The organism is Pseudocitrobacter sp. CD920760, from assembly GCF_057782505.1.
Genome location: NZ_CM173490.1, coordinates 2,463,260 through 2,488,111, shown reverse-complemented (window position 1 = coordinate 2,488,111; position 24,852 = coordinate 2,463,260). Strand labels below are relative to the sequence as shown.

The 24,852-nt window shown below is 52.0% G+C and carries 19 protein-coding genes; 6 read left to right on the top strand and 13 right to left on the bottom strand.

Going from position 1 to position 24,852, the window contains the following annotated elements:
- Positions 1-2: 2 nt before the first annotated feature.
- Complete coding sequence (paaA, locus tag AC1MKH_RS11725; protein ID WP_276221455.1) at positions 3-932, bottom strand: 1,2-phenylacetyl-CoA epoxidase subunit PaaA; 930 nt, start codon at positions 930-932, stop codon at positions 3-5.
- Positions 933-1,218: 286 nt separating this feature from the next.
- Between paaA and paaZ the strand changes: the two genes are divergently transcribed.
- Both paaZ and tynA read left to right on the top strand, forming a co-directional pair.
- Entirely contained in the window at positions 1,219-3,264 is a 2,046-nt protein-coding gene (paaZ, locus tag AC1MKH_RS11720; RefSeq protein ID WP_276221457.1) for a phenylacetic acid degradation bifunctional protein PaaZ, read from the top strand.
- A gap of 250 nt (positions 3,265-3,514) precedes the next feature.
- On the top strand, positions 3,515-5,785 hold the full coding sequence (gene tynA, locus AC1MKH_RS11715; protein ID WP_276221460.1) for a primary-amine oxidase: 2,271 nt from the start codon (positions 3,515-3,517) through the stop codon (positions 5,783-5,785).
- A 244-nt stretch (positions 5,786-6,029) separates the two neighbouring features.
- Here the strand turns inward: tynA and AC1MKH_RS11710 are convergent, their stop codons facing one another.
- Positions 6,030-6,527, bottom strand: coding sequence for a hypothetical protein (locus AC1MKH_RS11710; RefSeq protein WP_276221462.1), 498 nt, complete (start codon positions 6,525-6,527; stop codon positions 6,030-6,032).
- Between the two features lie 105 nt (positions 6,528-6,632).
- Positions 6,633-6,830: a hypothetical protein gene (locus AC1MKH_RS11705; RefSeq protein WP_276221464.1), complete on the bottom strand. Its 198-nt coding sequence runs from the start codon at positions 6,828-6,830 to the stop codon at positions 6,633-6,635.
- Positions 6,831-7,840: 1,010 nt separating this feature from the next.
- Here AC1MKH_RS11705 and AC1MKH_RS11700 point away from each other — a divergent pair.
- Both AC1MKH_RS11700 and AC1MKH_RS11695 read left to right on the top strand, forming a co-directional pair.
- The gene (locus AC1MKH_RS11700; RefSeq protein WP_276221466.1) at positions 7,841-9,049 is read left to right on the top strand and encodes a DUF3142 domain-containing protein; all 1,209 of its coding nucleotides are present in this window, start codon (positions 7,841-7,843) and stop codon (positions 9,047-9,049) included.
- A complete protein-coding gene (locus AC1MKH_RS11695; RefSeq protein ID WP_276221468.1) occupies positions 9,036-11,156 on the top strand; it encodes a hypothetical protein in 2,121 nt (706 codons plus the stop codon). The genes AC1MKH_RS11700 and AC1MKH_RS11695 overlap by 14 nt, the downstream gene beginning before the upstream one ends.
- Before the next feature lie 70 nt (positions 11,157-11,226).
- Here AC1MKH_RS11695 and AC1MKH_RS11690 read toward each other — a convergent pair whose 3' ends face one another.
- Together AC1MKH_RS11690 and AC1MKH_RS11685 are read right to left on the bottom strand one after the other, a co-directional pair.
- Positions 11,227-12,096 carry a hypothetical protein gene (locus AC1MKH_RS11690; protein WP_276221470.1) on the bottom strand — a complete coding sequence of 290 codons (870 nt, stop codon included), beginning with the start codon at positions 12,094-12,096 and terminating at the stop codon, positions 11,227-11,229.
- A 250-nt stretch (positions 12,097-12,346) separates the two neighbouring features.
- Positions 12,347-13,846, bottom strand: coding sequence for an aldehyde dehydrogenase family protein (locus AC1MKH_RS11685; RefSeq protein WP_276221472.1), 1,500 nt, complete (start codon positions 13,844-13,846; stop codon positions 12,347-12,349).
- Positions 13,847-14,081: 235 nt separating this feature from the next.
- Between AC1MKH_RS11685 and feaR the strand changes: the two genes are divergently transcribed.
- Positions 14,082-14,987, top strand: coding sequence for a transcriptional regulator FeaR (gene feaR, locus AC1MKH_RS11680; RefSeq protein WP_276221474.1), 906 nt, complete (start codon positions 14,082-14,084; stop codon positions 14,985-14,987).
- Here the strand turns inward: feaR and AC1MKH_RS11675 are convergent, their stop codons facing one another.
- The 3 genes from AC1MKH_RS11675 to AC1MKH_RS11665 are packed head-to-tail and all read right to left on the bottom strand — an operon-like array spanning position 14,988 to position 18,149.
- The gene (locus AC1MKH_RS11675) at positions 14,988-15,308 is read right to left on the bottom strand and encodes a YdbL family probable chaperone protein (protein WP_442961931.1); all 321 of its coding nucleotides are present in this window, start codon (positions 15,306-15,308) and stop codon (positions 14,988-14,990) included.
- Positions 15,309-15,318: 10 nt separating this feature from the next.
- Positions 15,319-15,510 (bottom strand): YnbE family lipoprotein, encoded by a 192-nt coding sequence (locus tag AC1MKH_RS11670; protein ID WP_015964564.1) that lies wholly within the window; start codon positions 15,508-15,510, stop codon positions 15,319-15,321.
- Positions 15,510-18,149 carry a YdbH family protein gene (locus tag AC1MKH_RS11665; protein WP_276221479.1) on the bottom strand — a complete coding sequence of 880 codons (2,640 nt, stop codon included), beginning with the start codon at positions 18,147-18,149 and terminating at the stop codon, positions 15,510-15,512. The genes AC1MKH_RS11670 and AC1MKH_RS11665 overlap by 1 nt, the downstream gene beginning before the upstream one ends.
- A 350-nt stretch (positions 18,150-18,499) precedes the next feature.
- On the opposite strand from AC1MKH_RS11665, the gene AC1MKH_RS11660 reads away from it, so the two are divergent.
- Positions 18,500-19,489, top strand: a complete 990-nt coding sequence (locus AC1MKH_RS11660) for a 2-hydroxyacid dehydrogenase (protein WP_276221481.1) — start codon at positions 18,500-18,502, stop codon at positions 19,487-19,489.
- 142 nt (positions 19,490-19,631) lie between these two features.
- Here AC1MKH_RS11660 and AC1MKH_RS11655 read toward each other — a convergent pair whose 3' ends face one another.
- Genes AC1MKH_RS11655 through AC1MKH_RS11635 form a run of 5 tightly spaced genes read right to left on the bottom strand, consistent with a single transcriptional unit; the run spans position 19,632 to position 24,850 of the window.
- A complete protein-coding gene (locus AC1MKH_RS11655; protein ID WP_276221483.1) occupies positions 19,632-20,546 on the bottom strand; it encodes a DUF1861 family protein in 915 nt (304 codons plus the stop codon).
- Positions 20,522-21,580, bottom strand: coding sequence for a glycoside hydrolase family 130 protein (locus tag AC1MKH_RS11650; protein WP_276221486.1), 1,059 nt, complete (start codon positions 21,578-21,580; stop codon positions 20,522-20,524). Before AC1MKH_RS11650 ends, AC1MKH_RS11655 begins: the two co-directional genes overlap by 25 nt.
- Positions 21,564-23,147 carry an alpha-glucosidase gene (locus AC1MKH_RS11645; RefSeq protein WP_276221488.1) on the bottom strand — a complete coding sequence of 528 codons (1,584 nt, stop codon included), beginning with the start codon at positions 23,145-23,147 and terminating at the stop codon, positions 21,564-21,566. The genes AC1MKH_RS11650 and AC1MKH_RS11645 overlap by 17 nt, the downstream gene beginning before the upstream one ends.
- Before the next feature lie 8 nt (positions 23,148-23,155).
- A complete protein-coding gene (locus AC1MKH_RS11640) occupies positions 23,156-23,983 on the bottom strand; it encodes a carbohydrate ABC transporter permease (RefSeq protein ID WP_276221490.1) in 828 nt (275 codons plus the stop codon).
- Positions 23,984-24,850, bottom strand: a complete 867-nt coding sequence (locus tag AC1MKH_RS11635; protein ID WP_276221492.1) for a carbohydrate ABC transporter permease — start codon at positions 24,848-24,850, stop codon at positions 23,984-23,986.
- Positions 24,851-24,852: the final 2 nt, after the last annotated feature.

The window sequence follows — 24,852 nt, the reverse complement described above, 5'->3', positions numbered from 1 at the left end:
CCTTATGCCGCGTTGCGGGTTTGTTGTTTTTGCGCATGCGCCAGCGCGGCTTCCCGCACCCACGCGCCCTCTTCCCAGGCTTTGCGTTTTGCTGCCAGGCGTTCGTGATTGCATACGCCGCGGCCATGGATCACTTCGTTAAACTCGTTCCAGTCGATTTCACCAAACTGGTAGTGCCCGCTCTCTTCATCAAAATGCAGATCCGCGTCAGGTACCTTCATCCCCAGCATTTCAACCTGCGGGACGGTGTTATCAACAAAGCGCTGACGCAGTTCATCATTGGTAAACAGCTTGATGCGCCACTCCAGGCTCTGGGCACTGTTCGGTGAGTTGTCGTCGTTCGGCCCGAACATCATCAGCGCCGGCCACCAGAAACGGTTGATCGCGTCCTGCAACATCTGACGCTGAGATTCGCTACCCTGCGCCAGCGCCATGCAGGCTTCATAACCCTGACGCTGATGGAAGCTCTCTTCTTTACAGATTTTCACCATCGCACGGGCATACGGGCCGTAAGAGGTACGGCACAGCGCCACCTGGTTAACAATCGCTGCGCCGTCGACCAGCCAGCCAATGACGCCGATATCAGCCCAGCTCAGGGTGGGATAGTTAAAAATGGAGGAGTACTTCATGCGTCCATCGAGCATCTTCTGGTAGATGTCTTCACGCGCACAGCCGAGGGTTTCCGCTGCGCTGTAGAGATAGAGGCCGTGCCCCGCTTCGTCCTGTACTTTCGCCAGCAGAATGGCTTTACGACGCAGCGTCGGTGCACGGGTGATCCAGTTACCTTCCGGCAGCATGCCGACAATTTCGGAGTGGGCATGCTGGCCAATCTGGCGGATCAGCGTTTTACGGTAGGCGTCCGGCATCCAGTCCTGCGGTTCGATGGCCGTTTCCTGCGCGATGCGCTGGTTAAAGCGTTGTTCTTCTGTCACGTCATCACCTTTTATGATTCCAAAAACATTCACACGATGAATATATGTGAATCACTTTCTTTCTTAGAAGTTACACATTAGTTAAATAAAACCACAAATTTTGTTTGTGCATTATGTGACAGCTCTCGCAAAGCAATTGAACAAAACGCTTATAAACAATGATTTAAATCATTATGCAAAGTACGCAGCGATCACAATGTTAAAAAATCATTAAAAATCAGCTTGCGATTTATGATTCACAATTTAACTATGTATAACGAAATCACGTAACATTTGGAGAATAGCGATGCAGCAGTTAGCCAGCTTCTTATCCGGCGCATGGCAAACCGGCCAGGGGCGCGCCCGTACCATTCACCATGCCATCAGCGGCGACGCGCTGTGGGAAGTCTCAAGCGAAGGACTGGATATGGCGCAGGCCCGCCGTTATGCCATTGAGCAAGGCAGCAGCGCGCTCCAGGCAATGACCTTTATTGAGCGTGCCGCCATGTTGAAAGCGGTGGCTAAACACCTGTTAGCGGAAAAAGAACATTTCTATGCGCTGTCGGCACAGACCGGCGCGACACGCGCAGACAGTTGGGTGGATATCGAAGGGGGCATCGGCACGCTGTTTACCTACGCAGGTCTGGGCAATCGCGAACTGCCGGATGACACACTGTGGCCGGAAGATGAGCTGATCCCGCTTTCGAAAGCGGGTGGATTTGCCGCGCGCCATGTGTTGACTTCAAAATCAGGTGTAGCGGTACACATTAACGCCTTTAACTTCCCCTGCTGGGGCATGCTGGAAAAACTGGCGCCGACCTGGCTTGCCGGAATGGCGGCGATTATCAAACCGGCCACCGCCAGCGCCCAGCTAACTCAGGCGATGGTGAAATCGATTATCGACAGCGGCCTGGTGCCTGACGGCGCGTTAAGCGTCATTTGCGGTGGCGCGGGTGATCTGCTCGAAAAGCTCGACAGCCAGGACGTGGTCACTTTCACCGGCTCCGCCGCCACCGGGCAACAGCTGCGCGTGCATCCCAACATCGTAGCGAAGTCGATTCCCTTCACCATGGAAGCCGACTCTCTGAACTGCTGCGTACTGGGCGATGACGTTACGCCAGAGCAACCGGAATTCGCCCTCTTCATCCGCGAAATCGTGCGCGAGATGACGGCCAAAGCCGGGCAAAAATGTACCGCCATTCGCCGTATCATCGTACCGCAGCAGCAAATCAATGCTGTCAGTGAAGCGCTGATTGCGCGTCTGGGAAAAATCGTTGTTGGCGACCCGGCGCAGGAAGGCGTGAAGATGGGGGCGCTGGTCAATATCGATCAGCGTCAGGATGTGCAGGAGAAAGTAGATTTGCTGGTTGCCGCGGGATGCCAGATTCTGCTGGGTGGCAAAGCGGACGACAAAGCCGCCGGGGCATTTTTCCCGCCAACGTTACTGCTTTGCCCGCAGCCGGATGAGATCAAAGCCGCGCATGCCATTGAAGCCTTTGGCCCGGTTGCGACCCTGATGCCGTATCAGAACCGCGACCACGCGCTGGCGCTGGCACGAGCGGGTGAAGGTAGTCTGGCAGGCACGCTGGTGACCGCCGATGGCGCATTAGCGCGCGAGTTTATTCTCGGCGCGGCACGCGCGCACGGGCGTATTCAGGTACTGAACGAAGAGTCCTCGAAAGAATCGACCGGACACGGTTCCCCTCTGCCGCAGCTGGTACACGGCGGCCCAGGCCGTGCGGGCGGTGGTGAAGAGCTGGGCGGATTACGCTCGGTAAAACACTACATGCAGCGTACCGCTATTCAGGGCAGCCCGACCATGCTCGCCGCCATTGGAAAACAGTGGGTACGCGGCGCGGCAGTGGTGGAAGATCGCGTCCATCCATTCCGTAAATACTTCGAAGAGATCCAGCCCGGCGACAGCCTGCTGACCCATCGTCGCACAGTCACCGAAGCGGATGTCGTGAATTTCGCCTGTCTGAGCGGTGACCACTTCTACGCGCATATGGACAAACTCGCTGCCGCCGAATCGCTGTTTGGCGAGCGCGTGGCCCACGGTTACTTCCTGATTTCCGCCGCTGCGGGCCTGTTCGTTGACCCAGGCGTCGGGCCAGTTATCGCCAACTACGGTATGGAAAACCTGCGCTTCATCGAGCCGGTCAAACCGGGCGACACCATTCAGGTTCGTCTGACCTGTAAGCGTAAAACCATCAAACGCCAGAAAACGGCGGAAGAGACCCCCACCGGCGTGGTGGAGTGGTCGGTTGAGATTTACAACCAGCATCAGCAGGCGGTTGCGCTGTATTCCATTCTCACGCTGGTAGCGCGGCAGAGCGGGGATTTTGCGGCCTGATGCCACGCCGGATGGCGGCTTCGCCTTATCCAGCCTAAACCGTCCGTAGGCCGGATAAGCATCGCGCATCCGGCGAACCACATGCACTCATGCCTCCCCGGAGGCATTTTTTATATCTGGCAAAACTGCCAAACAACCTGGCAGGTGCAGGCAAACGACTTTACCGCAGGGCTGATAGGGTGAAAGCGTTAAAAACCGCCCGCAGAGAGCGGTAGCGAGCGAGAAACACAACAACAAGACGAGGTTTAAAATGGGAAGCTCCTCTATTCTTTCTCCCCGCAAGACGGCACTGGCTCTGGCCGTAGCCCTGTTTTGCGCCTGGCAATCGCCGGTTTTCGCCCACGGCGGTGAAGCCCACATGGTGCCGATGGATAAAACACTGGCTGATTTTGGGGCCGATGTGCAATGGGATGACTACGCACAAGTTTTCACGCTGATTAAAGATGGCGCTTACGTTAAAGTAAAACCGGGCGCTAAAACCGCGATCGTCAACGGCCAGCCGCTGAATCTGCAAGTGCCAGTGGTGATGAAAGACAACAAAGCCTGGGTTTCTGAAACGTTCATCAACGATGTTTTCCAGTCTGGTCTTGATCAAACCTTCCAGGTTGAGAAAGCCCCGCACCCGCTTAACGCCCTGAGTGCAGACGAAATCAAGCAAGCCGTAGAGGTCGTCAAAGCCTCACCAGATTTCAAACCGAATACCCGCTTTACCGAGATCTCGCTGCGTTCGCCTGAGAAAGCCGCCGTGTGGGCATTTGCGCTGGATGGCAAAGCTGTGACCGAGCCGCGTAAAGCGGATGTCATCATGCTGGATGGTAAGCACATCATCGAAGGCGTCGTCGATCTGCAAAACAAAAAGATCCTCTCCTGGCAACCCATCAAAGATGCGCACGGTATGGTGCTGATTGACGACTTCGTCAGCGTGCAGAACATCATTAACGCCAGCACTGAATACGCGGAAGCGCTGAAAAAACGCGGCATCAACGACCCGAAAAAAGTGATCACCACCCCGCTCACCGTGGGCTATTTTGACGGTAAAGACGGCCTGAAACAGGATGCGCGCCTGCTGAAAGTCATCAGTTACCTGGACGTGGGCGATGGCAACTACTGGGCGCATCCGATTGAAAACCTGGTCGCGGTTGTTGACCTGGAACAGAAAAAAATTGTGAAGCTGGAAGAAGGCCCGGTGATCCCGGTACCGATGGCCGCGCGCGCCTACGATGGCCGTGACCGCGTCGCCCCTTCGGTGAAACCGCTGGATATCATTGAACCGGAAGGTAAAAACTACACCATCACCGGCGATATGATCCACTGGCGTAACTGGGATTTCCACCTGAGCATGAACTCCCGCGTCGGGCCGATGATTTCCACGGTGACCTTTAACGACAACGGCACCAAACGTAAAGTGATGTACGAAGGATCGCTGGGCGGGATGATCGTGCCTTACGGCGACCCGGATATCGGCTGGTACTTCAAAGCGTACCTGGATTCCGGTGACTACGGCATGGGTACTCTTACCTCACCTATCGCGCGCGGTAAAGATGCGCCGTCTAACGCCGTGCTGCTGAACGAGACCATCGCCGACTACACTGGCACGCCAACCGAGATCCCGCGCGCGATTGCCGTATTCGAACGCTATGCCGGGCCGGAGTATAAGCACCAGGAGATGGGCCAGCCGAACGTCAGCACCCAGCGTCGTGAGCTGGTTGTGCGCTGGATAAGCACCGTAGGTAACTACGACTACATTTTCGACTGGATCTTCCACGAAAATGGCACCATCGGTATCGATGCGGGCGCAACCGGTATTGAAGCAGTGAAAGGCGTAAAAGCCAAAACCATGCACGACCCAAGCGCGAAAGACGATACCCGTTACGGTACGCTGATCGACCATAATATTGTCGGCACCACCCACCAACATATCTACAACTTCCGCCTCGACCTCGACGTTGATGGTGAGAACAATAGCCTGGTGGCGATGGACCCGGTAGTGAAACCGAATACCGCGGGCGGCCCGCGTACCAGTACTATGCAGATCAACGAGTACGCCATCAGCAATGAGAAGGATGCGGCGCAGAAATTTGACCCGGGTACCATTCGTCTGCTGAGCAACCCGAACAAAGAAAACCGCATGGGTAACCCGGTTTCCTATCAGATTATCCCGTACGCGGGCGGCACGCATCCGGTCGCAAAAGGCGCGCAGTTCGCCCCGGATGAGTGGATTTACCACCGCCTGAGCTTTATGGATAAACAGCTGTGGGTGACGCGTTATCATCCGGACGAGCGCTTCCCGGAAGGAAAATACCCGAACCGTTCAACGCACGATACCGGGCTCGGTCAGTACACCAAAGACAATGAGTCGCTGGACAACACCGATACGGTAGTGTGGATGACGACCGGCACCACGCACGTCGCCCGCGCCGAAGAGTGGCCGATTATGCCAACGGAGTGGGTGCATACGCTGCTGAAACCGTGGAACTTCTTTGATGAAACCCCGACGCTGGGGGCTAAGAAAGAGAAGTGATGGGGTGAGTAGCAGGAACGGCGCTTTGCGCCGTTCCTGATTGCTGACACGGTGCGCTTTGTTGATGCCGGATGCGGCGTAAACGCCTTATCCGGCCTACAAAATATCGCAAATTCAATCGATTGCACAAATCCCGTAGGCCGGATAAGCGTAGCGCATCCGGCATTTTGGTGTTTTGGTGTTTTGGTGTTTTGGTGTTTGTCGTCGGTTTCCAAACGGCTCTCTGGGGCATTTTTGTTTATGATCACCAAATCTGATTTTGAACAGATTCTTGACGAAGATTGGTATAAACTAACCCATATGGCACCCCTGCCTCCATCATATAATTAAAAAAATTATGCATTATCTTTTCACAATCATTTTCATACATTTCATATGGAGTCGCTAAAATCAACAATAATTTTAGTCTTAATAGTTGTGAATAATTCCCAGGTTTTAGTAAGGTATTTATTTCTTGAACTAAATCATTGTGTATTGTTATTATTTCTTTCTCATTTTTTTTACTTCTTGCTTTCCTTACCTTGTCTATTATTTTAATTTCATTGGCATTAAATGGTTTTAGTAGATTTAACATTTTATTAAGAATGTTAATAACCATATCAAATCTGGCAAGTGAATAACCATGCCTTACTATTTCACTAATTAAGTCACTCAATATAAAATCAGTTTCCCTTAAAATATAACTATAAATCTTATCATCTGATATACCAGCATCATTCATTTTCATCATCACCATAGTCATATGGACTCAAGAAAACCAATAGTACATCCAATCTTCTTAAACTTTTTTGATCTTGAAGGTCGTATAACTTAATCCACTTTTTAGATAGCCTATTATGTATTTCTGTTAATTTTTCTCGTTCCCCTCTTTCCGGCAGATACTGCCTTCATCCCTAGCTTCGCCTTCATCAAGACTAAAAGGTTCAAGTAGCGATAATAATTTATCCATAATATTAGTAATTTTTTTAAATGTAATATAGTTATTATGTGCAGAATGATAACTACATACATCATCCAATAAGTCAATTAAGTGTTCTGTATTCATCTATTATACCAAATTATTTGATATTTTCTTTCGGGAATCTCAACAATTCCTATGCAAGAATGTATCAATGGCACTCTTGCCCATTTCATTTGTTATTAATAAAATTTATTACTCAACACACTGCCATATTGAATCGGAAACATTACAACTCATATAATAATTAACATTCGCCACTATCTGATTTATAGTATAATGAACACAGCGCTCGTTTTCGTGAAAATGCTGAACCCTGTCAGCTAAACATAATATCGTCTTATTAAGCTTTAGCCTATATCTTATTTTGAACATGAAATTACACAGACTTACCCTTAACTCTATTTGTTTATTTTTATCTGGAAAATCTGCATCCAGGAGTGCATTTATATTATTAAGCAATTCGTTTAAAACAATCCATTCAACATCAGTGACATAATTCGACTTTATTACTGAGGAATAAATTCTTTTTATCAGTGAGTTGTGTATTTGATATTTTATTGCCATATTTGATTCAAGTATTTTGTTTGTTGTACTCCTCATGCCTTTTTCGCGCGCATAAATCTTTAACTCACTCCAGTTATCGATACCTCGGTGTATTGACAAACTAATTTGATTCAGAAATGAATACAACCCCAGCAAAAAAATAATTAGTATAATAAATTTTCATACCACACCCTATCAATTCAGACTGCTGCGCCTATTTCCGCCATTGTTTCCAAAGAAATTATACAAGCTTTATTCCAATAACTTATTCACCACACCTACCCCCCTGATACATAAACTATCTGCACAACTCGCACCATATCACAACCATAATCAAAAGCAGACCATCACACAGACGCACTCTATCCTTTAATTATTTCAATTTAATAACCATAATAACCTTAAAATATAATGACACCTCAAATTATCACTAATATTAATAATACTGGCAGGCACAATTCCGAATTACCGTCTCCCTCCATAAAGCCATTTCGCCACCCACATTGCCAGAGGTATCCTTCCAGCGAGTTCTATCAACACACTGCACTAACATGTCACTACGCCAATGGATTGCCGCCCTTACTCTGCCCGTCATGCTTATAGCCGGTTACTGTCTGCATGCCCTTCTCGCTTCGCCGAAACTGATACATCTCGATCAGCAAGTCTATATCTGGCAACGCATCTGGACACCCCAGCACCAAAAAGCGCTGAAACAGAGCCACTCGCTGTTTTCAGCCCTGCGCGTACTGGGTTTACAGATTCATCCGCAGGAAGGAATTCGTTCTATCGCGGTGAATACCGCACTGTTAAAGCAAGATGGGCGGCCGGTGTGGCTGGTTGTGCGGCTGGATGGTCAACTCACACGCCTTAACCAACCGCTTATTATTAAGCAGGTTCAGCGCACGATTGATGCGTGGACAAAGGCCGGGATCCCGTTAACCGGCATTGAAATTGATTACGATGCGCCAACGGCAAAACTGGCGGCCTATCAGCAATTTGTACATACGCTGCGTAAATCATTGCCAGAAAAGTTAACGCTTAGCATTACAGCCCTCCCCACCTGGCTGGAATCGCCCTTGTTGCCAACACTGTTGCATACTGCGGACACCTCCGTCCTGCAGGTCCACAACGTGCAATCGCCCTACAAAGGCTTGTTTGACTCGCCGCTGGCGCAGCGTTGGCTTCGCGAATACGCAGGTAAGACAAGGCATCCGTTTTTCGTTGCCCTACCGGCCTACGGTTCTGCGTTAGCACGAGACAACCGCGTCGAGAGTGAAGTGCCCCTGTCGTATGCTGAAGAGATGCAGGAACTGAGCGTTGCACCGCAAACGTTAGCCGATTTTATCCAGCAACTGGAAGACAACCCGCCGAAGGGATTACAGGGGATCGTCTGGTTCCGATTACCCCTCGCAGGCGATCGTCGCGCCTGGTCGATGACCACGCTGGAAGCCGTGATTCATCATCAACCTCTGGCACCTCGCTGGTCGGTAATCATCACGCCGACTCAGGATGCAAAACTTTTCGATCTGGCGATTAAAAATAGCGGTCAAATTGATGCACCACTGCCCCAACAGGTTGCCCTGCAAAATGTGGAGTGCGAATTTACCGATGGCGCAAATCACTACCGTTCAGAATTGACTCAGGATGCACTGCGGTTTACGCGTATCAGTTCGCAGCAGCTCCGCGCCGGAGAAAGTAGCCCGCTGGGATGGGCGCTCTGCGCAACAATATTACAGGGAAATTTCGATGTTACACAGTAAACACAACCGCATGACGCTCGGAATGCTGTTAGCAGGAACGCTGGTTCTCAGCATGCAAAGCCGTGCGTGTGGCCCCTTTTCACCAAATTATTTGTTGGGTTACAGAAACTATGCGTTATTCGAAATGCCGAATGGCAGTTTTATCTTTGAAGCTCGACATCTGGTTGAGCGCGATCCCAAATTGCCGTTATCGCAAAAAGTGGATATGGACCCCGTCAATTGGGATGAGTATGGCGATTATTACGACACGGATCAGGATGCACGTTATGAAGATTTCGCGCGTAAAAAACGCAAACTGGAAATTGAAGTCAAACTTCAAACCCCGTTACCCATCGCGGAACGACTCTACTATCTGGGCGCACGCGATTTTTATCACGGCGTCTATGACAGCCCCTGGTTTCATCAATTGCTGGCGCTTCCCAGGCCGGAGCAAGGCAAATGGCGGTTGAAGGCCTTGTATACGATGGCGCGTGACGTGTTTGACTCTGGTGAGGGAGCTAACTATGAACTTCAATACGATACAATGGTTTATATGAGTGATGAATCCTGGAAAAGTATTAAACTTTACCAGCAAGTCATTGATGAAGTGCGTAATGGGGAGCCCGATCCCGAAGAACTCTCAATTGCGAGTCTGGGGCAACTGGGCTTTTATAGCTTAAATAAAGCCGATTTACCCAGCGCTATCAAATTCTACGCTCAGCAGGCAGCGCAAGGTTCTTATTCAGGTAAAGACTCGCTGCGTAGCATTTCACGCTACCTGACAAAACAGAGTAATTTTTCCCTGCTGGAAAAAATCATCGGCGATCCGCTGGTGCAAAAATTGATTATTGCAGAGATTTTTGTTCGCCACGACGGGGCTTATAACCAGGAAGGGTGCGCCGACGAAGACAGTAATCGTGGCTGTGCCGTGCAACGAGATAAACTCATTAACCTGCTACTTAAGCACCGGGTTAAAGGTTTCGCCTGGAGCGATCGTCTGGCGGCGCTGGCCTATCGCAACGGCGATTATGCATTGACGCAGTCTCTATTAGAAGACGCCCCGGAAAGCGGTCTACGCGAATGGTTAAATGCCAAAATGGCGCTCCGTGCCGGGGATATACCACGGGCCACTCGCTATTACTCTCTCGCGGCGAAATTCTTCCCTGAGGATGAAACCTGGGGGAATCCGATGACGGAAAGCGATTACTACCATGGGAATGAGATTATCGTCCCGTCGTGTCGTATTGCCAGCGAACAGGCCATTCTGGCGCTGAAACGTGATGATTATTTGCAGGCAATGGCGCTGTTTTATAAAGGCAAAGATACCTACTGGGCTGATTTAGCCGATGTGGCAGAAAGCGTATTAACCCTGCCTGAACTGAAAGCCTTTGTGGATAAAAACGTGCCTGCGCCACAGCAGCCGTTGAAACCCTTTGATCTTGCTGCATTTCATGAAGAAGGAGGTTATTACGTTTATCCAACGCGTATTCCGAGCGACGTAAAACTTCGTGCCCTGCTGGCGAGAAGGCTAATACGTAACGGCAAGTATCAGCAGGCGGTGGCTTATTTTGATATCCCCAACTATCGGGAAGCGGCGCAAAAACTGGCTGATTTAATGGTGAAAGCGAAGCAAAAAAACATCAGTAGCCGCGAGCGCGCCCAGGCGCAATATGAAGCCGCCAGGCTCTTGCGTTATAACGGTATTGAACTGGTCGCCTATGAAATGTATCCCGACTATGCTATCACCAGTGGTCAGTATTCCTCACCCTATCGCTATTTCACAGAAGGCGACTGGATAAGTGATAAAGAATACCAGCGCTGGGAAAATGCCCTTCCGTCTAAAGATAACAACTTTCTCCATTACCGCTGGCTGGCGGCAGACATGGCAGGTCAGGCCGCTGATTTACTGCATCCTAAAACACAGGCATGGGCCGCCGTGCTGTGCAACGCGGCGAGCTGGGTTCGCTATCTTGATCCTGAAACCGGCGGTGAAATCTACAGGCGCTATGTGAAAAACGGAAAGGCCTTTGACTGGGCGGCACACTTTGGCCGTGATTGCCCGGAGCCAATGTTTGTTAAGTCCACGGAACAGGAAACGAAAATATACAACAAGGTGGAACGCGATTAACCTACAATTGATACGCCAGGTTGTCATATACAGCCGGATAACCCCCTCGCTATCCGGCCTACATCGAGCATTAATCTTTCGATTCAATTATATTATTTAAAGTCGTAATAAACGCATCACCAGAAATTATCGTTGGAAACATCATTGAGAATTTCTTGCTACCATGACTATCAAGCACATACAGATTTTCTACCCAGCTGTCATTCGTTATGCAATCCGTCTTATTGATGACGATGTTTTTCTCATCAATAACAATACCCTCTTTCGTCAGATAAAGAGGCTTTAAGGATGCATCTATTTTTAAATAATCTGCAATTCGTAATGCGAATGCCCGCTTTAACCACACATTCTTCGCGCTAACATAGTCAAACCTCACCTTTTGTCCCCGCTCGATTTTTTCCTGCAACGCTCTGCTTCTTTGCTCAGCATGAAGCTGCCGGAACAAGGAAATCAGCTTTTCCGAATCGGTATTTAACAGCGAAATGATAATCCAGTCATTTTGTCTGGACTTACGGTAAGCCAGTGAATTTAATTCACCCGAGTAATTTCCACGACCAACAGAGAAAAGATAGACATCCTCAATATCTCTAAAGGGGATATAGGTCTCTTTCCCGCCACATCGACTGGCTATGCCCCCTTCATACACGGTGAAGGTATATTTTGCTTTAACCGACCTGGCAACAAGCAAAGTAATCGCTGCCAGAATCAACAACCCACCACCGACGCTCATAAATAAGATAAAGGGTGATACAGGCCAACCCGTCGTATCAAAATAAGCCCCACCGTGCGCAGCTTCTCTTGAAGTGGGGATGTTCATTAAAGAAAAACAAAGAATAGCAACACCAATGAATATTACTGCACAAACTATACATCCTATAAATCTAAATTTCGCCCAACCGAAAACACCAACTATTTTCCCTGCATCCTTTGAGATGTTCATCACATAATTCCCTGTATAGATATAAGGCACCAATCACGACTATAATCGTGACAAATTAAATATGTTTCTTTATAACAAGAATCAATTATTAAGGCACTGCACGATTTATATTACCAGCATGAAATTATATCGAAAAGAGAAGAGGTCGGATGTGCGAGGAGATTTATAATGAGGGGATGCTTAGCCTGCCCTCTTTCCTGTTGAAAGTGGAAAGGCTAAACACTGTTATCGCCTTTAATGAAGGATAAACTTAATACCGCACACACACCGATTTCGTTTCACACCAGCCATCCAGCCAGTCTGGCCCGAAGTCGCGCCCGGTGCCGGACTGCTTCATCCCGCCAAACGGCAGGTTGGCATCGATTAAGGTGTGGCTGTTGACCCATACTGTGCCAGCTTCTAAGCGGTCGCCGTATTCCAGTGCCTGTGACAGAGTCTGCGTCCAGACGCTGGCGGTCAGGCCATATTCGGTGTCATTCGCCAGGCGCAGCGCTTCTTCGCCATCGGCGACGCGTACCAGGTTTACCACCGGGCCAAAGACTTCTTCACGGGTTAAACGTAGCTTCGCGTCCGGGTTAACCACCAACGTCGGCGCAACATAGTAACCATCGCCCGCCGGGCCGTTTGCGCCGCGAATCAGTTCGGCATTATGCGCCTGAGCATCATCAAGGAAAGAGAGCACTTTATCGCAATGCAGGCGCGAAACCAGCGGGTTGATGTGCGCTGATGGCGACATCCCCGGCCCCACCTGCAACGACTTCACCGCCTGCTCAAAACCGCTAACCAGCGTGTCGAACAGCGGCGCTTCGATATAAATGCGCGAGCTGGCGGCGCACACCTGGCCCTGGTTGAGGAAGCTCCCGGTCATCAGGCCTTCAATCACCCACTCCGGGTTCGCATCTTTCAGCACAATCGCCGGGTTTTTACCGCCCAGTTCCAGCGTCACGCGGGTAAGACGATCGGCGGCGGTACGCGCGATCTGCTTACCCGTCGCGGTCGATCCAGTGAAGCTCACTTTCGCCACGTGGGGATGCGACGTCAGCGCCGCGCCGCACACCGCGCCGGAACCGGTCACCACGTTAAATACGCCTTCCGGGACGCCTGCTTCTACCGCCAGTTCCGCTACGCGCAACATGGTGAGTGGCGTGGTTTCGGACGGCTTAATGACGATGGAGCAACCTGCTGCCAGCGCGGGCATCACTTTCCACATACCAATCATCAGCGGAAAGTTCCACGGTACCACGCCCGCAACCACGCCCACGGGCTCTTTACGCGTCCACGCCTGATAGCGCGCACCTTGCGGCAATGGAATGGAAAGATCCAGCGTTTTACCGGCGATCTTCGTCGTCAGCCCGGCGGTATAGCGCATCCAGTTCAGGGTACAACCCACTTCAAAAGCGCGGGAAATAGCGATGGATTTGCCCTGCTCCAGCGTCTCCAGTTGCGCCAGCTCTTCGCTATGCTGCTCGACCAGATCGGCAAAACGCAGCAGGATGCGTTCACGCTCTGCCGGCAAACGCCCCGCCCAAACGCGCGACACAAACGCTTTCCACGCCGACATGACCGCCAGGTCAACATCTGCCACGCTGGCATCGGCGGTCGAGGAGATTGCCTGCCCGCTCGCCGGGTTAAAAATCGTCAGCCTTTTATCGCTCTGTGACGGCACCTGTTGGCCATCGATCCAGAGACCGTGCTGGCGGTCGAGAAATTGTTGTACGTTATTAAGTACCGCTACGTTTGCCTCTGACATAGATTTTCCTTATTACTTACCCATCGTGATTTCAGTCTACTCACTCTGTGACAATGGCGCTTTTTTCCCCGTGACATTCGCTTTGTCTGCTGTGACAGGCTCCGCAAATAGCGACAATAGTCGGCTTCCCCCCTATAACTTGTGAGACTTCTTTCCTATAGTCAGCGTCATTAGCTTCGTTTAGTGCAACATAAATGCAACACTGATAAAACATTTAACAGAGCGATACAGAGCCATGACCCCCGTTGTAAATCGTGATTTTGAGCAGTGGCTGACCCAGATTAATCAGGTATGCGGCAATTTTGCCGGGAATCCGTTGGCGGACGATTTTGTCGGCGAGCTGGAAACCAGTTATGCCAAAGGGTTAAAACTCAGTACCGTCACCACCCGTGGCGCAACGCTGTTTCGCACCTCGCAGGAAATCAAAGGGGGTGATGACGCCTGGTTTTATACGGTGTTTCAGTTGAGTGGCCAGGCGATGATGGAGCAGGACGCGCGTCAGGTAGTGATTGGTGCGGGTGATATCTCTCTGATTGATGCCTCTCGCCCGTGTTCACTGTACTGGGAACAGGATTCGCGACAAATTTCGCTTCTGCTGCCGCGCACCTTGCTGGAGCAGCATTTTCCGCACCAGAAGATCGGCTGCGCGGAGCGCCTGCCCTCTAACCTGCCAATGGTGCAGCTGAGCCATAGCCTGTTGCAGGAGAGCATGAACAATACTGCGATGTCCGAGAGTGAAAGCGAAGCCGCATTGCAGGCGATGGTGTGCCTGCTGCGCCCGGTGCTGCATCAGCGTGAATCCACCCCGCCGCGCCGCGAGCGTCAGTTTCAAAAGGTGGTCACGTTGATTGACGATAATATTCGTGAAGAGACGCTACGCCCGGAGTGGCTCGCCGGGGAGACGGGAATGTCGGTGCGCAGCCTGTACCGCATGTTTGCCGATAAGGGGCTGGTCGTCGCGCAGTATATTCGCAACCGTCGCCTCGATTTTTGTGCCGAGGCGATTCGTCACGCAGGGGAAGATGAGAAACTGGCCGGGATTGGTTTTAACTGGGGATTCACCGACCAGAGCCATTTTTCAACGGCCTTTAAACAGCGTTTTGGCCTGACGCCAGGCGAGTACCGCCGTAAGAGCCGCTGATTATTTGCGGACCCACTTGCCGTTCAGCCCCTGAACATACTCACCGGGCTGCGCTTTGGCGATAAGCTTTTTGCCCGCCAGTTTCGCCACGTCATCGACCGGAATATTGTTCGTTTCTGCCAGTTGCTGATAGCTCTGGCTACGCGCCTGGTTGATGTTCTGCACCAGCGCCATCGTCTCTTTATCCTGCTTTAAGGCCGCGATATAGCCGCTTTGCGTCTCGCCCACGCGCCCCTGTTGACGGGCTTCATTCAACGTCAGCGCCATCGCTTGTACGCTAAAAAGCCCCAGCGCCAGCAGCGCCCATATGCGTTTTTTCATCATCCTGACCTCAGAACAAATCGCTGCGTGATTTCAGCAGATTTTCCACGTCTTTATCGACTTTAATGTGGATCTCATGCTCAATTTTCACGTTCATATTGATGGTGATAGGCTCTTTTGGCGCGGCCACTTCAATGCGTGGCGTGCAGCCCGACAGCAGCGTGGTTGCCAGCAAGCCCAGCATGGCGATGGTGATTTTCATTATTGCTCCTTACATTCCTTGCCGCCGTCACACCGCGACACCGGAAGCGTCGCGTGTTGCTCAAGCCATGACTGAAGATTGTCGCCAAAGCGCAGGCTTCGCCACAAATCAAAAACATTTTCCTGATGCGTGTAATTTAAATGCACCGTATTACTTTTGCCATCGACACGACTGGTGCCGCTGATTCTCGCATCCAGGGTCAGCATCCCGAGGTTATCTAAATTGATTTTCGTCCACGAACGGGAAATTTCCATATAGCGCAGCCAGTTAATGGCGGCCCCGGCAGCGATATTATCCTCGACAATCGCATCCGCCATGTCTTTATCCACGCGCAGCGTCATCGGGCCGGGGTTATTCAGCCAGCCGTCTTTGATTATCCATTTGTCGTTATTCAGCCACAGCGGCAGCGCGCCGTTCATCGCACCAGACATGGCGAACTGTTTGGTATTCACCGCGCTAATCAACTCGCTGGTCGAGATATTTTGCAGGCGCAGCAGCGCCGGGTCATGCTGCGGCATGCGAAGCTGTTGCATGGTGAGCTTGCCGCCCAGAATATCGACGCTGACGTTGCTTAACTGAAGCGGCGATGCTTCGCTGTACGGCCAGGTGCCTTGTAAATCGGCGGTGACGTTTTTCGCCGTGACCTGGTTGACGATTTCGGCGATACGCAGTGAGACGGGGTGACGCGTGCCTAAATCCCAGACGCCCTCTTTGAAGCGGAACGGCAGCACAAAATCGACCCCGTTGACCTGGTTATCTGGCATCCAGGCGCTACCGCCCTTCAGCACACCGTGTCCGCCCGCTTCAAAACCTTGCCCGGCGGCAGCGGAAAACGCCACCTGCGCATAAAGCTCGCCATCGCGCAGCGCCATTTTGAGGCCCGGCGGAACGAGTGGCTGGAAGACGGTTAGCGACTGTTTCGGCCACCACGCCTGGCCGCGCAGACGCTCGCCATCCCAACGGCCACTGAGCTGTATCGGGCCAATCGCCTGCGCGCGCAGGTTACCTTTGAACAGGAAGAAAGTCGGGTCGCGCCCGTCAACGCTAAATTTGAACGTTGAAGGTGGCAAAACGCTGCCGCCGGTAAAGGTGGTTTCTTCAGCATCGAGCGAGAGCGCACCATTGAAGGAAGGATGCTGTTCATCACGCTCCCAGTGGATGGGTTCCTCCAGCACCAGACGAGGTTTCGCCATCGTCATGGTGCCGTACTGCAATTTATCAAATCCGGTAGAGAGCGTGTTGAGCACGATCGCGCTGTCGCGCCATGCGCCGGTGCCCTTCACGTCCCAGCGTGCCTGCATCGGCGTAAAGTGACCATCGCCCCAGTAGCGCCATTCCCAGGTCCCTTTATCCGGCAAAAAGTTATCGGCTTTCCCATCAAGGTGCAGAACAAAATCGCCTGCAGCATCTTCGTGGGCTTTTAAAATCGCCTGCAGGCGACCATCCACCCCCTGACGCGCGACTTTAACGCCTGCCAGCGGCCAGCGAATATCATCGATATTCAAAGAATCAATAATTCGTCCCCGCGAACGCAACAGCGCGCCGGGCAGGAAAGTCAGCGAGGGGTCAGTGAGCATACCTTTCAGATGCGCAGGCAGCACCGCATAGAGAATTAAATCTCCCTGTTTGGCCTCACCCGTCAACTGCAACGGCATATCGCTGTTTTCCATGCTGAGTTTGCCGGGGCCAATCGTCAGCACGGCGTTACCTTTACCCGCATCGCCTGAAGTCAGCACGTTCAGGCGGCCGGCGATTTGCATTTGCTCCAGCCCTTTCTGCCAGTCATCAACTTTCAGACCCACGCGCCCGCTGAGCGGAATGCCTTCCTGGAAAGGCCAGCTCCAGCGACCATCGCTAAGCGTGAGCTGCTGTTCGGTGAGCGTCCAGGGAAGATCGAGCAAGGGGTCCGGCTCACCCCGCGCCATCGCCAGCAGTTGCCCCTGATTGCCGTTCCAGTCCAGTTCCGCATCCACCAGCGGGGAAATTTGCGGCAACTGGAATGTCGATTCAACATGCCCCTGCACCGGCAAACCGTCCGGTACCAGCGGCATGGTAAATTTCCCCACCAGCTTCAGCGGCGGTTCATTATCCATCACCAGCGCTTCAAACTGGCTGACCGTCAGGGATTGCCCTTCAAGGCGTGCGCTGAGTTTCGCGTCGGGCCCGTCATAATGAATCTCCTGACGCTTCGCCGTCAGTGAAAGCGCAAGCTTACCCTGCCACTTTTCCCAGGGTGCAAAACGCAGATTATCAATGGTAAGCCAGGTATTCGGTAGCATCGACTGCCACTCTGCCAGCGTGCGCGGCGCACCCGGTACCGCATCCGATTGAGGAAGTTTGCTGAAACAGGCGGAATCAATATTGACGCTACCGGCATGCAGTTGCCAGCGGCTGGGGTGAGACAGCGAAACATTCTCCAGACGCGCCAGGGCACATTCACCGGCGAAATATCTCAGGTCAGGGATTTGTAATCCGCTACGCGTAATTTTGGGGCTTTGTTCAAAAGCGATGCGGGTTCCGGCCGGCAGCCAGATCCCGACGAGCGTCGGCACCCAGTAACCCAGCGTCATCGCCAGCGTCAACGGCAGGAGAATAATAAGCAGAAGTAGCGCTAAAGCGGCTTTGTATTTACCCTTCATGGGTTAATTAATATCCAGATTTATCAAGCGTAAAAGCCGTGAATGGCCAATATTGTGTCATGCCAGACCTGATAGATAAAGCTTACGTGCATTAATAGCGTAGCCTGCGCTGGCGAAACGGAAGCATTTAAGTTGAAACTTACCCCTTTAGCCACATATAGAGGATAGCGCTTCTATCACAGGTAAATCGAACCCGAACAGGAGATTATTATCTGATACGGAAAAGAATAAAGGTCTTATACTGACCTTCAGGATCGTCTCTATCAGACTGGTTATCAACTATTTTTTATAAATTGTAAGATAATTTTAGCCATGCTAATCTGGCTCAAAAATCACCGGAGAAAAGTCTTATGAAAATCGCCGTTTATAGCACAAAGCAGTACGACAAAAAGTATCTGCAAAATGTGAATGAGGCTTATGGCTTTGAGCTTGAATTTTTCGACTTTCTGTTAACGGAAAAAACCGCCAAAACAGCTCACGGCTGCGAAGCGGTGTGTATTTTCGTCAATGATGACGGCAGCCGCCCGGTGCTGGAAGAGTTGAAGAAAAATGGCGTCAAGTACATCGCCCTGCGCTGTGCGGGCTTTAACAACGTCGATCTCGATGCGGCTAAAGAGCTTGGCCTGCGCGTAGTGCGTGTTCCGGCCTATTCGCCGGAAGCCGTCGCCGAACACGCCATTGGCATGATGATGACGCTGAACCGCCGTATTCATCGCGCGTATCAACGTACCCGTGATGCCAACTTCTCGCTGGAAGGTCTGACCGGTTTCACCATGTACGGTAAAACCGCCGGGGTGATTGGTACCGGGAAAATCGGCATTGCCGCGCTGCGTATACTGAAAGGTTTCGGTATGCGTCTGCTGGCGTTCGATCCGTATCCAAGCGCTGCTGCGCTGGAACTGGGCGTTGAATATGTCGACCTGCAGACGCTGTTTTCTCAGTCAGACGTTATCTCCCTGCACTGCCCGCTGACGCCGGAAAACTATCACCTGCTGAACGCCGAGGCGTTTGCCCAGATGAAAGACGGTGTGATGATCGTCAATACCAGCCGTGGTGCGCTGATTGATTCTCAGGCCGCAATTGATGCGCTGAAAAATCAGAAGATTGGCTCGCTGGGGATGGACGTGTACGAGAACGAACGCGATCTGTTCTTTGAAGATAAGTCTAACGACGTGATTCAGGATGACGTGTTCCGTCGCCTGTCGGCCTGTCATAACGTGCTGTTTACCGGGCACCAGGCTTTCCTGACCGCCGAAGCGCTGACCAGCATTTCCGAAACGACGCTGGAAAACCTGCGTCAGATCGACAAAGGCACAGATTGCCCGAACGCCCTGGCGTAAGTGCACGAGGTTTGCCGGGTGGCGCTTGCCCGGCAAACGAATATAACGCTTGTAGGCCGGATAAGGCATAGCCGCATCCGGCAGTCTTGCACAATGCCCGATGCGCTACGCTTATCGGGCCTACGTGAGAGCAGACGGCAGTTCAGCACGCCAGCCACTGCACTTCGCAGTCGCTTGTTCCGCAGAAAAGCAGCCTTCCCTCCGGCATCTGTAACCATCCCGCAGGGAACACCACATCACGCAAATCGTCGCGCTTGCTCTCACCCGGCAGAAAATCATCGCGACACGCAACGATCTCGATTGTCGAACTTTGCCCACTGTGATAATCAAAGATAAACCGCGCCGCATAGTAGTGGCGGTTCAACTCCGAATCAAAATGCGCTACATGCGCCAGCACCTCAACACGCCCGTCAGGCAGTAACTGCGCTGCGTTTACGCCACACCAGTCCATACTTTCAACGTGATGTAATAAAGTGGCTTTGTCTATCGATGACGCATTGAGATCTTTAAGCGTATCAACGATCGTCCAGCCAATCATCCCGCGCCCGCCAATCGCGCCCTGGGGCCGGGTAAATACCAGCACACGTGCGTCAGGCAAAGAGACAAGCCGAATATCCTTCATTCCCCACGGGCCCTTTGTCATCAGACGCATATGGAAAATCGATGGCCCCGCCCAAAACTGGGTGCGCCAGCGTACAGGTTGGTTATGCGCATCAAATTCGACCTCTACGCCACCGACAACGCGCTGGTTATCTATCCAGCAAACGAAGGGGTCCTGAAGCGCGAAACGCGGCGCATCCTCCACCAGCAACGCATCGTTAAGCCCATCCCACTCAAAAAAACAGACCTGCGACATTTCGCTCGCCCGTGCTTCCACACGCGCGGCAATAAGCCTCCGATCCGCATCGCGAAATGGCGCGGACGAATTATAAACGTCCACGCCTTTCACGCCGTGAAAACGTATTTTTCCACACTTACGCGGCATACGTTGCGCAAGATAGCGCTGATAGAGTTCGCTGACGCGGACGACCATCACACCAGCCTCAGGTGACGCCACAGGGTATCCAGCCGCCATGTCGCCAGCGCGGTGTACTCATCCGCTGCACCGTACCAGACGTGCAGTACATCATTTCGAATCAGCGCCCCGCAGGTGAACACGACGTTGCCAAAGAAACCTTCCAGTTCATACGGTGCGGCGGGCTCTAACAATGGCACAGGTGATTTCGCCAGAATGATGGTGGGATCGTTCAGATCGAGCAGCAACGCGCCGAGGCAGTAACGCTGATCGGCATCGACGCCGTGGTAAATCTCCAGCCATCCGCGCTCGGTTTTAATCAGCGGCGCACCGCCGCCGGATTTGCGCGCATCCCACTCATCGCCGGAACGGCCAAGCAGGTGACGATGGTTACCCCAGTGCAGCATATCCGGCGATTCGCAAATCCAGATTTCCGGGTGGCCAAAGTGACACGGTGCCGGGCGCGTCAACGCCATATAGCGGCCATTCACTTTTTCCGGGAAGAAACAGACGTCGCGGTTATCCGGGCACAGGATCAGCCCTTTCTTCTCAACAGAGAGAAAATCGCGCGTTATCGCCAGCGCAGTGGAGATCCCAAGCGAGGAAACGGCGGAATAGTTGATGTACCAGGTGTCGTCGATTTTGGTGATACGCGCGTCTTCGCAACCGAATTCTTCATATTGGGTGTCGGGGATAATAAAAGGATGATCGTCGATGGTGAAGTTCACGTCATCCGTGCTTCGTGCCAGACGTAGATGCGACATCGACGTCAGCCAGACCTGTGCAGGGTCGTCCTTCAGAACAATGGTGCGCGGATCGCTGAAATCATAGCGATCATCGCGTCTATCAAACGACGTGGTCGATTCCACCCAGCCCGCGTCCGTTTTCTCCAGCAGCGGCACGATGATCAGATTGGGATCGCGGCTAATCACGCTTTCCGCTACGCGCAGCAGCAGAATGATTTCATTGCCATACTCGGTCACACCGGTATTGAACACGCATTCCACCTTCCTGCCAGGCAGAGAAGGCACGATGTCTGCCGGGGTGATCAGCGGGTTATTACTGTGCCTGTTCATAAACTCTCCTTTTAATTAAACAGCGATTCTTCGCAATCTCGGGGGCGTCATCACCATAGAGAACGTCGGCCGCGAGGGTGTGCCACGGGTTGGGCTGCGGATCGCCAAAATTAATCGCGACCCACACCTGTTCGCTGGCGCTGCGACGTGAAAACGAGATGCACGCGTTGCTTAATGTTAACGGGCCTTGCTGGCCGTGGTTTAACGCCTCGGTACAGCGTCGAAGTGCAATCAGTTGTTGGTATTGATGCCAGAGTGATGACGCATCCGCTTGCTGCGCCTGCGCATTCAGCGCACCGAAATCAGCGGTGACAGGCATCCATGGCGCGACCGTTGAGAAACCCCCATTGGGCGCATCCCGCCAGGGGATAGGCGCTCGAGAGCCATCGCGCGAGTGATCCATCGCCAGAGCCAGCGCAGCGTCAGGCGAGTTCCCTGCCGCCAGCGCAGTTTGATAATGCGTGATACCCTGGATATCAAACAGTTGTTCTGCGGTTTGCGGTCGATAGTCCGTCAGCCCCAGCTCTTCGCCCTGAAAAATAAACGGTACGCCACTGACGGTCAGTTGTAGGGCCAGCACCGCCAGCGCCCGCGCGGTATCCCGTTCGTTTTCGCCAAAGCGGCTGATCATGCGTGACATGTCATGGCTGGAGAAAAACAGCGTGGGCAGGCCGGTCTGCTGTTCAAGCGTGGCGTTCAATGCCTGGTAGAGTTGGGTGACATTGAAGGTTTTCTGGCTACCAATGTTGAAGTTAAACACTACATCCATAAGCGTAGGGCTTTGATAACGCTTCAGTACGGCCAGGTCGTCGCTGCCAATCTCGCCAATCAGGAAAAAATCCCCACGCTGACGAACATAACGGCAAAGCCGTTCCAGAGTCGCAATAATGCCCGGTTGGTTGATATCGTGTTCGTGCTTCTGCTCGCCCTCTTCTTGCGGGTTATCGGCCAGCACGCCATCGGTGGTGAGGAAGTTAATCACATCGAAGCGAAACCCATCGACGCCCTGCGCAATCCAGAAATCAATGACGCGATGAATTTCTCGTTCCACCTGCGGATTCGCCCAGTTCAGGTCAACCTGCTGCGGGGCAAATTTATGGTAATAGTACTGCCCGGTATCGGGCTCTGCGGCCCACGCGCTACCCGAGAAAAACGACTGCCAGTTATTGGGCTGGTCGCGAAAAATAAAGTAATCGCGATAGCGGCTGGCCGGGTTATTCCATGCATCCTTAAACCAGGGATGCTCAGACGAAACGTGGTTTACCACCAGATCGATAATGACGCGAATACCGCGCGCATGGCAGCCAGCCACCAACTGGCGAAAACCATCCATATCGCCAAAACGTTCATCCACCGCGCAGTAGTCGCTGATGTCGTAGCCGTTATCCACCAGCGGTGACGGATAAAACGGCGTAATCCATACCGCACCTATCCCAAGCGACTGAAGGTAATCAAGTTTTGAGATAAGGCCGGGGAAATCGCCCAGCCCGTCGTTATTGCCATCGCAGAACGACGGCAGATAAATTTGATAGCAGGTTGTCGCCTGCCACCACGGTTTACTGTCCATAGCGCGCCTTATTTGAGTGATAACGACATCCCTTCAAGGAAGTATTTGCGGAACACAATAAACAGAATGACGATCGGCAGCATTTGCACCACTGAACCGGCAAGTACCGGGCCGAGGTATACGCCATACGATTTACTAAAGGTCGCCAGCAGCACGGAGAACGGCATTTTGTCCACTTCGCGCATCACGATAAGCGGCCACAGGAAGTTGTCCCACGAGCTGGAAAAGGTGAACAATGCGACGATCGCCAGAATGGATTTATTCAGCGGCATCATGACGTGACGCAGGATCCCCCACAGGCTGGCGTGATCGAGACGTGCCGCATAGAGATAATCGTTTGGCGTGCCCTTAAAGCTTTGCGACACCATGAAAATCCCCCACGCGCTCATGGCATACGGCAGAATCATCGCGCTGTAGCTGTTGATAAGCCCCAGTTCCCGCATCAGTACAAACTGCGGAATAATGAACATGAATACCGGGAAGACCATTTGCACAATCAACAGGTTACGAAATGCATTTTTGCCACGAAACTCCGTTTTCGCCACCGCATACCCCACCAGCATGGAAGTGATTGTCACGCAGGCGGTAATGGTGATCGAGACAAACAGTGAGTTGCACAGCGTACGTAAAAACGGTTTGTCGGCGCGATTGCTGTTATCAAACAAAAAGGTGTAGTTCTCCAGCGTTAAATGACCGGAGAACAAACCAGTGGTATAGATTTCCGCCGTCGGTTTCAGCGACGAGATGACCATCCAGATAAACGGATAGAGCCAGGTGAGCGCCAACAGAAACATCAGCGCGTGGATTATAAGACTCATGGGAGTGAGCTTTTTCATTCACACAATCTCGATATTTTTTTCGTACAGTTTGCGGAAGATCCAGATCGCCAGGAAGCTGCACGCCGCCACAATAATCGACATGGTCGCCGCCCAGGTGGGCTTCATCTTCTGGAACGCCACTTCATACATCACCACCATCGGGCTGGTAGTGCTGTTAAGCGGGCCGCCGCCGGTAATCAGGTACGGTTCGGTAAAGATGGCGAAAGCCACGGTCATCGCCAGCACCACCACCATCACGATTTGCGCGTTCATCATCGGTAAGGTGATTGCCCAGCTCTGTTTGAATTTTCCGGTTTTATCCAGCAATGCTGCGCTGTAAATATCCTTCGGGATAGCCAACATGCCGGAATAAAGAATAAGCCCGTAATAGCCGACAAATTTCCAGGTCACAATCAGCGCAATCGATAACATGGCGCAGTCCGGGTTAGTAAACCACGGCACAGAGACGCCCAACCATTCACGTAAGAATTGGTTCACCGGGCCGTATTCGCTAAACAGTTTTGAAAATACGATCGAGTATGCCACGCCCGATGAAATATTGGCCAAAAGAAAGCTGAGAGCAATAAACGATTTACCATACTTAATTTTCTTCAGACCTGCCGCAAATAGCATTGATGAAATAAAAACTATCGGCAAATACCACATCAGAAAACGGCACACGTTCCACATGGATTGCCAGAATAATTTATCCTGCATCACGCCCATTAAATTTTGCAGGCCAGTGAATTTCGGCGTACCGATAAATTGCCACTGCGTCACGCTTAACACCGCCAGCCATGCCAGTGGATAAAACCAGAATAAAAGCGAATAACCGACCCAGGTGGAGGCCAAAAGGCCTCCGGTGCGGGAATCATATCCAGCCATTA